This window comes from Bradyrhizobium sp. USDA 4472, from assembly GCF_054058595.1.
The window spans coordinates 6285638-6294103 of the sequence record NZ_JBSSAM010000001.1 but is presented as its reverse complement, the minus strand read 5'-3'; the positions used below and the strand labels follow the sequence as shown (position 1 = coordinate 6294103).

The window sequence follows — 8466 nt, the reverse complement described above, 5'->3', positions numbered from 1 at the left end:
AGCACAACCCCGGGCTACCCATTCCGGATAACCGGACTCGCACGGGCCAACGAAAACGAGTTGATTTCTCTGTACACGGGTGCTTGAGCGGATCCTGGAGGGACCCGGCGTATGCGAGAGGATACTCCCTCCTCCGCATTGCCTTGAATGCTTCGTGTTTTTCGGCGCACGCCGCAATAGCTACGGCCGTAATCTACGATCTTGGTCTCGAAATGCGCGCTGCGAGGTCGTCCGAGCGATTCACGGTAGCGGAGATCGCCGGGCTTGGCCGCTTTCGCCTCCTTATGACCGATCCATCCCTGCCACACGGCGGAAGAGATGTCGGCTGTCAGGGGTAGACCACGCCGTCGAGCCAAACCGTCGCGATTGACCCTTTGCGACCTCCTCGCACCGTAACGGGACGCCAGCCTTGGCGACATTCCTGCCAGTTATGATTTCCTGAAAACTTGCGATTGGACGCTGGTTCAGTGCGCGAGCTATCCCATCGTGAAGCACGGCTGCAAAACCTGATGGCATCGACCATCGCCGCATGCGTCCTATGGGAGGAAACACGTGTCATCTCACGCCCAAGTGGAGAGCAGCGCGTACGCGTCCGGCTCCCTGGAGGCCATGCTGAAGGCCATTGGCGTTCCCCTCGCCATCATGGTCGCAGCCGCGATCTGGTTTGCGCCGACACCCACCGAACTATCGTTGCAAGGCCACAAGGCGCTGGCGCTGTTCGGCGGCATCTTCTTGCTGTACCTGACCGAAGCGATACCGCTCGCGATTGCGAGCCTGCTGGTGATCCCCCTCGCGGTGCTGTCTGGCACCGCCAATCTCCGCACCGCCCTCGACGGCTTTTCCGCCTCGCCTGTCTATCTGATCATCGGTGCCTTCATCCTCGCGACCGCGATGGTGAAGACCCGGCTTGCGGAGCGCATCACCTACATCATTCTGGCAAAGTTCGGTAGCGCGCCGTCAAGAATCACGCTGGGCATCACGCTGATCAACGTTGTGCTCGCCTTTCTGGTTCCGTCCTCGACCGCACGCACTGCGATCCTGCTGCCGGAATGCCTCAGTATCTTGACCATCTTCGGTATCGCCGCACGTTCACCGTTCGCGATCAACCTGCTGCTGACGCTGACAATGACCAACGCCACCATCGGCGCCGGGGTCCTGACGGCGACGGTGCCCAATCCCGTGACAGTTGAATTCATCGCCAAAGCCAGCGGACACACCATCACCTATGCCGAATGGCTGCTCTATGGTTTTCCGCCGGCGCTTGTGATGACCTTCTTCACCTGGTGGCTGATTCAGCGGGTGTTTCCGCCTGAATTCGCTTCCGGCCATGAACAAGTCGAGGGGCGGATTTCACAAAACCTCGGCTCGATGGGCCCTATGTCATCCGCCGAATGGCGCGCGCTGATCGTGTTCGTGCTGGTGACGTGTCTGTGGGCGACACAGGGCCTGACTGGGCTCGACACCACGGTGGTCTGCCTGATGGGCGCCTGCCTGCTATTTCTGCCGGGTTTCGGCGTGATGGACTGGAGCGACGCCAACAAGGGCGTCTCTTGGCAAGTACTCTTGATTGCGGGCGGCGGGGTTTCGCTCGGCGACATCCTCCTGAAGACCGGCGCCGCCAACTGGCTCGCCAATTCCATCTTCCATGCTCTCGGTCTCGCCGGCGCGTCGGCGCTGGTCGTGATCGTGGTGGTGATGCTGATCGTGCAGTTCATGCACGTGATCTTCGTCGGCACCACGGCCATGGCGACGAGCTTGTTGCCGATCATTCTGGCAATGGCCGGCACCGCCGGGGTCAATCCGGTCGCGCTGGCGCTGCCAGCCGGCATGATCATCGGCGGCTATCCGCTACTAATGTTCTACAACACGCTGCCGAGCATCCTCGTCTACGGAACCGGGCGGCTGCGCGTTGGTGATTTTCCCAAAGTCGGCATCATCGCTTGCCTTGTCGCCTGTCTGATTTACGCCCTGTGCGCCGCCACCTGGTGGCACTGGCTAGGCCTCGTTTGACATCAAGCATCCCCCGGAGGAACACCATGGCACTGCCACTCGCCGGCATTCTCGTCCTCGACCTGTCTAATGTCCTCGCCGGCCCGTTCTGCGGCTATCACCTCGCGCGTCTCGGCGCCGAAGTGATCAAGGTCGAAAATCCCAAGGGGGGCGACCTGGCGCGCCGGCTCGGCGCTGATCCCGCGATGGCGAAGAACCTGATGGGCCTGTCGTTCGTCGCCGTAAATGCCGACAAGCAATCGGTCGCGATTGATTTCAAGGCCGATGACGGCAAGGAGATATTTCTCCGCTTGGTCGAAAAGGCCGACGTCGTGCTGGAGAATTTCCGTCCCAAGGTAATGGAGCGGCTCGGGCTCGGCTACGACGTGCTCGCGAAGCGCAATCCGCGGATCGTGTATTGCGCGATCTCGGGGTTTGGACAGGACGGTCCATGGGCGGGCCGCCCCGCTTACGATCAGATCGTGCAGGGATTGTCCGGCGTGATGAGTGTCACTGGCGATTCCGAGACCGCGCCGTTACGCACGGGATTTCCGATCGCCGATACGATTGCGGGCCTCACCGCATCCTTTGCCATTGCAGCAGCGCTGGTCGAACAGCGGCAGACCGGACGCGGCCGGCGCATCGATGTCTCGCTGCTCGAAGCGACGCTCGCCGCCATGGGCTGGGTGGTCTCGAACCACCTCAATGCCAATGTCGATCCCCGTCCGATCGGCAACGAGAATTTCACCGCGGCGCCGTCAGGCACGTTCGCGACCGGTTCCGGCCCCCTGAACATCGCAGCCAATGAGCAGAAGCAATACGAGGCACTGTGCGACATCATCGGCAAGCCTGAAATGAAATCCGATCCGCGGTTTCGCGAGCGTCAATCGCGCAAGGATCATCGTGCGGCGCTGAAGCAGGAACTGGAAGTCGCCCTCGCCGCCAAACCCGCCGTCGAATGGGAGGCGCTTTTCAACGCCAAGGGCGTTCCGGCCGGTTGCGTGCTGAGTGTGCCCGAGGTGCTGAGAGAGCAACAGGTCACCAGCCGCAAGTTCGTCGAGAGCCTGAAGGCAAACGTAACGGGCGGTCAGACCATGCGGGTGACGCGTCCCGGTTTCCTCCTTGAGAGCGATTATCCCGAACCGTCGCCGCCACCGAGTCTCGGCCAGGACACCATGAAATGGCTCCGGCAGATCGGCTTCAAGGACGCCGAGATCGAAACTTTCGGCCGGCGCGGCGTCATCGCCTTCGACAACCGGCCGACGGTTAAGGATACCGCCAGGATGCCCGACCTGAAGGCGCGCGCCGAAACATCGAGCACCTGAGAGAGGAGAGCAACCGTGACTGATCAAACTGCCGCCGATATGCTGCAAAAGGCTACCCAATGGTGGTCGACCGACATCATCGACATGAAACCGGGCGTGATCCGCTTTCGCGGTTTTCCGATCGAACAACTGATCGGCCGGGTGTCGTTTCCGCAAATGATCTGGCTGATGCTGAAGGGCGATCTGCCATCCGCCGAACAGGGGGCGCTGCTGGAGGCCGCGCTGGTCTCCGCTGTCGATCACGGCCCGCAAGCCCCATCGATTGCGATCGGACGCATGGCCGTGACCTGCGGCCTGCCGCTCAACGGCGCGATGGCCTCTGCCATCAACGTGCTCGACGACGTCCACGGCGGCGCCGGCGAGCAGTGTATGGAGCTTTACGCCGACATCGCGACCCGTCAGGATGCGGGCGCAACGCTTGACGCCGCCGTTGAGCAGGCGCTCGATGCCTTCATCGCGACGAGCGGCAAGATCGTGCCCGGCTTCGGTCATCGCTTTCATCCCGTCGATCCGCGGTCGCCGCGGTTGCTCGAACTGGTCGACGGCGCACGCAAGATCAAGATCGTATCCGGCCGCTTCGCCGACATCGGCCGCGGCGTCGAGGACCTGATGCAGCGGCGCAAGGGCCGCAAGATTCCGATGAACATCGATGGCGCCACCGCCGTCATCTACTCCGAACTAGGCTTCTCGCCGGCGCTCGGGCGCGGCCTCTTCATTCTCTCCCGCTCGGTCGGAATCCTCGCCCATGCCTGGGAACAGTCGCAGCAGGGCGGCCGCATCAAGGGCCCGATGCCTCCCGACATCCCCTACCGCTACACCGGACCGGCGCCGCGGGATTTCGCGAAATGATCCAGCCGTCACCGTCAGGGACCAGCAACTATCTGGCGGTGCGGCCTGACTGGCTCGCGCGCGGCGTCGAGGCAGCGCTGGAGCCCGAGCTTCCGATCATCGACGCCCATCATCATCTCTGGGACCGGCCGAACTGGAAGTACCTGTTCGACGAATACAACGCAGACATTGCCGCCAGCGGACACAACATAACGGCCAGCGTCTTCATGCAGTGCCAGGCGATGTACCGCAGCGACGGTCCGGCCGAAATGCGGGTGATCGGCGAGACCGAGTTCATCAACGGCGTTGGGGCGATGAGCGCGAGCGGCAACTACGGCCCGCGGGGTCTCTGTGCCGGCATCATCGGTCATGCTGATCTGCGGCTTGGTGACGCTGTCGCACCGGTCCTGGAGGCACATCTTGCCGCTGCGCCCAATCGTTTCCGCGGCATCCGGCATATCACTGTTTGGGATGCTGACCGAAGCCTGATGAATCCGCTCAGTGCCGGACCGCCCGCCCTGCTCAGCGATGAAACATTCCGCAAGGGGTTTGCGCGCCTCGCGCCGCTCGGCCTTGTCTTCGATGCCTGGCTATTTCATCCGCAAATTCCTGAATTGACCGCACTCGCCCGGGCGTTTCCGCAAACCACGATCGTGCTCGATCATCTCGGCGGCATCGTCGGGATCGGCGCCTACCAGGATCGCCGCGACGAAATCTTCGCCGGCTGGTCGCGCTCGATCCGCGAACTGGCCACCTGCCAAAACATTTGCGTCAAGCTCGGCGGCCTCGGCATGCGCATCAATGGCTTTGGTTTCGAAGCTCAAGACGCGCCGCCGAGTTCGGAAGTCCTCGCCGAAACGTGGCGGCCCTACGTCGAAACCTGCATCGAGGCATTCGGGACGCAGCGATGCATGTTCGAGAGCAATTTTCCGGTCGACAAGGGATCCTATTCTTACGGAACTGTCTGGAACGCATTCAAGCGCCTGACCCGACAGGCTGGCGACAGCGAGCTAACCAGCCTGTTCAGTGCGACTGCCGCACGCGTTTATGGGCTCGCTCCGCGGGGCTGACGATGACCCCAGGCGTCTGGGCTTCGGTCATGCCCGGCAGCGTGACCTGATCGAGGAAGTCGCGGCCCTTCGCCTTGAGCAGTGCGACGACGCGCTGCGCCGCCGGCGAGAGATAGCCGTCGCGTCGGATGACGAAGCCGAGCGGCCGTCGCATCGTGGTAGTGTCGATCATCAGCCGGGCGAGCTGGCTGCCGAGCCGCAGCGGATGCAGGTTTCGGGTCGAGGTGAAGCTTAACAGCGCTGTGTCGGCGATCAGTTTCGGTAATGTCGTGATCGAGTTGGTTTCAATCTGGACCGACGGCAGCGGCAGCCCGTGGGCCTCGAATACATGGTCGATCCATTGGCGCATCGCGACGCTGCGCGCCGGCAGCACCCATTTCGAGCTGGCAAGATCGTTGATCGTGAGCGGCTTCCCGCACAGTGGATGATTTTTTGCTGCCACGACGACGACTTCATCGATGCCGAAGGCTTCGTGCCGGAATTCCTGCTCGTCGGAGGCAAGCACCGGTCCGATAGCAAGATCGAGCACCCGCTCGCGCAGCGCCGTCCGCAGTACGCCGCTCATTCCGATCTGGATTTCGATCGTCAGCCCCGGCGCGTCGCCGATGATTGCCCGGCAGATCTGCGGCAGCAGGTATTCGCCCATGGTCGCGCCGCAGCCGATAGCGACGTGCCCAGCGGCCCCGGCGGCGAAATCCGTCACTTCTCGCAACGACTCCTCCATCGCCTCGCGCATGCGACGGGCACGGGTGAGCAGGACCTCGCCCACCCGCGTCAGCGTGATGCCGCGCCCCGTCCGCTCAAACAGGTCGGCGCCGACTGTCTCCTCGAGCCGCTGGATGCATTTTGTGAGTGCGGGCTGGGTGCGGCCCAGCTTATCCGCGGCCCGGCCCATGTGGCCCAGATCGGCGATCACCTCGAAATACGCGAGGTCGCGCAGGTCCATTACTTCCTCCCGGTTATAGGTCCTTGAAAATTAGCAATTGGACCGTTGTCGACACCGTCTGGCATCTTGAGCCTAACACGGCTGGCTCGCCTCGGAAATCGAGGCTCTAGACACAGCCCATGACCGGGAGGACGAGATGACCGATGTCACGGCCAATGCAGTTGGCGGCGCTGGTTCGGGGCTGTTGGCCACCGCCGTTTCCAAGAATACCTGGCGCCTGGTGCCGCTGCTCGGTCTCGCCTACCTCTTCAACTATCTTGACCGCACCAGCGTCGGCTTTGCTGCGCTGCAGATGAACAAGGCCATCGGCCTCAGCTCCACGCAATTCGGCTGGGGCGCCGGCATTCTGTTCCTCAGCTATTGCCTGCTCGAAGTTCCAAGCAACATGATGATGTACCGCTTCGGCGCCCGCCGCTGGCTCGCGCGCATCATGATCACCTGGGGACTAGCGGCAGCCGCGACCGCCTTCGCCGTCGGCCCTTCCAGCTTCTATCTGATCCGCTTCCTGCTCGGCGTGTTCGAAGCCGGCTTCTTCCCTGGCGTGATCTGGTACATCTCGATCTGGTTTCCGGCAAAGTACCGCACCAGCGTGCTCGCCCTGTTCATGGCGTCGACGCCGCTGTCCTCGCTGCTCGGCAGCCCGATTTCGGCGGCGCTCCTCGGCATGGACGGACTGTGGGGCCTTGCTGGTTGGCAATGGATGTTCCTGATTGAGGGCCTACCCGCCTGCGTGCTCGGCGTCCTCTGCCTTTTCCTGCTGGCCGACACGCCAGATCAGGCCAAGTGGCTGACCACAGAAGAGCGTCAGGCGCTGCTCAACGAACTCGCCAATGACAAGCACGACAAGCCCAAAAAGGACCTGTGGGCGGCGATGAAGGACACGCGCGTGCTGATGCTGACCGCGATCACCTTCGCCTTCACCATCGGCTCCTACGGCGTCGGGATCTGGCTGCCGCTGATCCTGAAGAACCATGGCCTTACGAACATGGAAGTCGGCTGGCTGAGCGCGGTGCCCTATCTGTTCGCCACTATTGGCATGCTGTTCTGGGCGCGCCTTGTCGATCGCAGCGGCCAAAAGATCTATAATCTGATCGCGGCCCTGATCCTCGGCGCGTTGGGGCTCGCGCTGTCGGTTGTCTTCACATCGCTCATTCCGGCGCTTGCCTGCCTGACCTTGGCACTGATTGGCACGATTTCCGCGCGGACGGTCTTCTACACCATCCCGCAGGGCTTCTTGACGGGCGCCGCAGCCGCCGGCGGGATCGCATTCATCAACTCGGTCGGCGCGTTCGGTGGCTTCGTCGGCCCGTACATGGTCGGCTTCCTAAAGGACGCGACCGGTTCGTTCGATGCCGGCATGATCGGAATGGCTATGATCTTGATCGCCGCTACCGGTATCGCGTTTGCTTTCAAGGTGGTGGTGCAGAACAAGTGAAGGAGAAGATGGACCACCCCGCACGGAGCCTGCTTCTAGCCCACCTGCGAAGTTGCGGCGCGTCTGACAGAGGTCCCGCTCATCGCGGCAGAGCGGACCAGATTTGCTCAACCTAAGTTCTTCGCTTGTGACCCGAAGCAGGCGTTGGCATGGCTCGATGTCATCGAGCCATGCCGTCTTATGCGGTGAGTGGGCGTGGTCTACCGGCGACTTTCGGCGACTTGCTTTTCCCCCGGCAACTTGCCCCCAGCTTGCAGGCTGCTGCAAAGCCACCGGGACTCCTTGCCGGTCGCGCCGAGCAAAGTCTTGGTTTCGATACAGTGCGCATAAGTGTTGTAGTTCAGCGTGTCCCGGCACGTTGTCGAGAACGGGCCGATATCGCGTTCGCCACTCTGACTACATCCCACCCAGGGAGCGTTGCCAACCCGGTAACTAACTTCGCAGCCACCGTTACAGCTGCTGGCCGATCTCTCCAGCTTGGCAATCTTGCCCAAGACTGTATTCGGCCCGAATACCGACCCTTCACCTTGAGCCGTTGACGAGCCCGGCGCACGTTGGCGGTGGTGCGAGGTCACGGTGGTTGGCCTCTGCGTCGGCACGACGGTTGTTCTCGCCTTCGGCGCTTCGACCGAGACGGGGGGAAGCGAGGAGTTTGGGGTGGGTTGCGACGATGCGGTGCCTGACGAACTGCACAGCATAACAGTTGACAAAGTAAAGACGATGGACGGCACGGCGAAGCCAAACGACGATCGCATAGTTACCTCCAGAAAATGACGGAAATTCTCTTCCGACAGCTCTTGGTTGTATCACACAAGTTGGAACCAGCAATTCGGAATGGCAGTGACAGACCTTGGACGAGCGGTCTTGACAAAC

Annotated in this window: 6 protein-coding genes; 5 read left to right on the top strand and 1 reads right to left on the bottom strand. The window is 62.2% G+C overall.

Translation table 11 applies throughout. The features are described from left to right. The first annotated feature begins 609 nt into the window (after nucleotides 1-609). Genes ACVWZ4_RS29610 through ACVWZ4_RS29595 form a run of 4 tightly spaced genes read left to right on the top strand, consistent with a single transcriptional unit; the run spans nucleotide 610 to nucleotide 5212 of the window. A complete protein-coding gene (locus ACVWZ4_RS29610; protein ID WP_456741713.1) occupies nucleotides 610-2010 on the top strand; it encodes an SLC13 family permease in 1401 nt (466 codons plus the stop codon). Nucleotides 2011-2036: 26 nt separating this feature from the next. Continuing rightward, nucleotides 2037-3314, top strand: a complete 1278-nt coding sequence (locus ACVWZ4_RS29605; protein ID WP_456735140.1) for a CaiB/BaiF CoA transferase family protein — start codon at nucleotides 2037-2039, stop codon at nucleotides 3312-3314. Nucleotides 3315-3329: 15 nt separating this feature from the next. Beyond that, a complete protein-coding gene (locus ACVWZ4_RS29600; RefSeq protein WP_456735141.1) occupies nucleotides 3330-4163 on the top strand; it encodes a citryl-CoA lyase in 834 nt (277 codons plus the stop codon). Then, nucleotides 4160-5212 (top strand): amidohydrolase family protein, encoded by a 1053-nt coding sequence (locus ACVWZ4_RS29595; protein WP_456735142.1) that lies wholly within the window; start codon nucleotides 4160-4162, stop codon nucleotides 5210-5212. The genes ACVWZ4_RS29600 and ACVWZ4_RS29595 overlap by 4 nt, the downstream gene beginning before the upstream one ends. On the opposite strand, the gene ACVWZ4_RS29590 is transcribed toward ACVWZ4_RS29595, so the two are convergent. Further along, on the bottom strand, nucleotides 5166-6158 hold the full coding sequence (locus ACVWZ4_RS29590) for a LysR family transcriptional regulator (protein WP_456735143.1): 993 nt from the start codon (nucleotides 6156-6158) through the stop codon (nucleotides 5166-5168). The genes ACVWZ4_RS29595 and ACVWZ4_RS29590 overlap by 47 nt on opposite strands. A 136-nt stretch (nucleotides 6159-6294) precedes the next feature. On the opposite strand from ACVWZ4_RS29590, the gene ACVWZ4_RS29585 reads away from it, so the two are divergent. Beyond that, entirely contained in the window at nucleotides 6295-7593 is a 1299-nt protein-coding gene (locus tag ACVWZ4_RS29585) for an MFS transporter (protein WP_456735144.1), read from the top strand. Nucleotides 7594-8466: the final 873 nt, after the last annotated feature.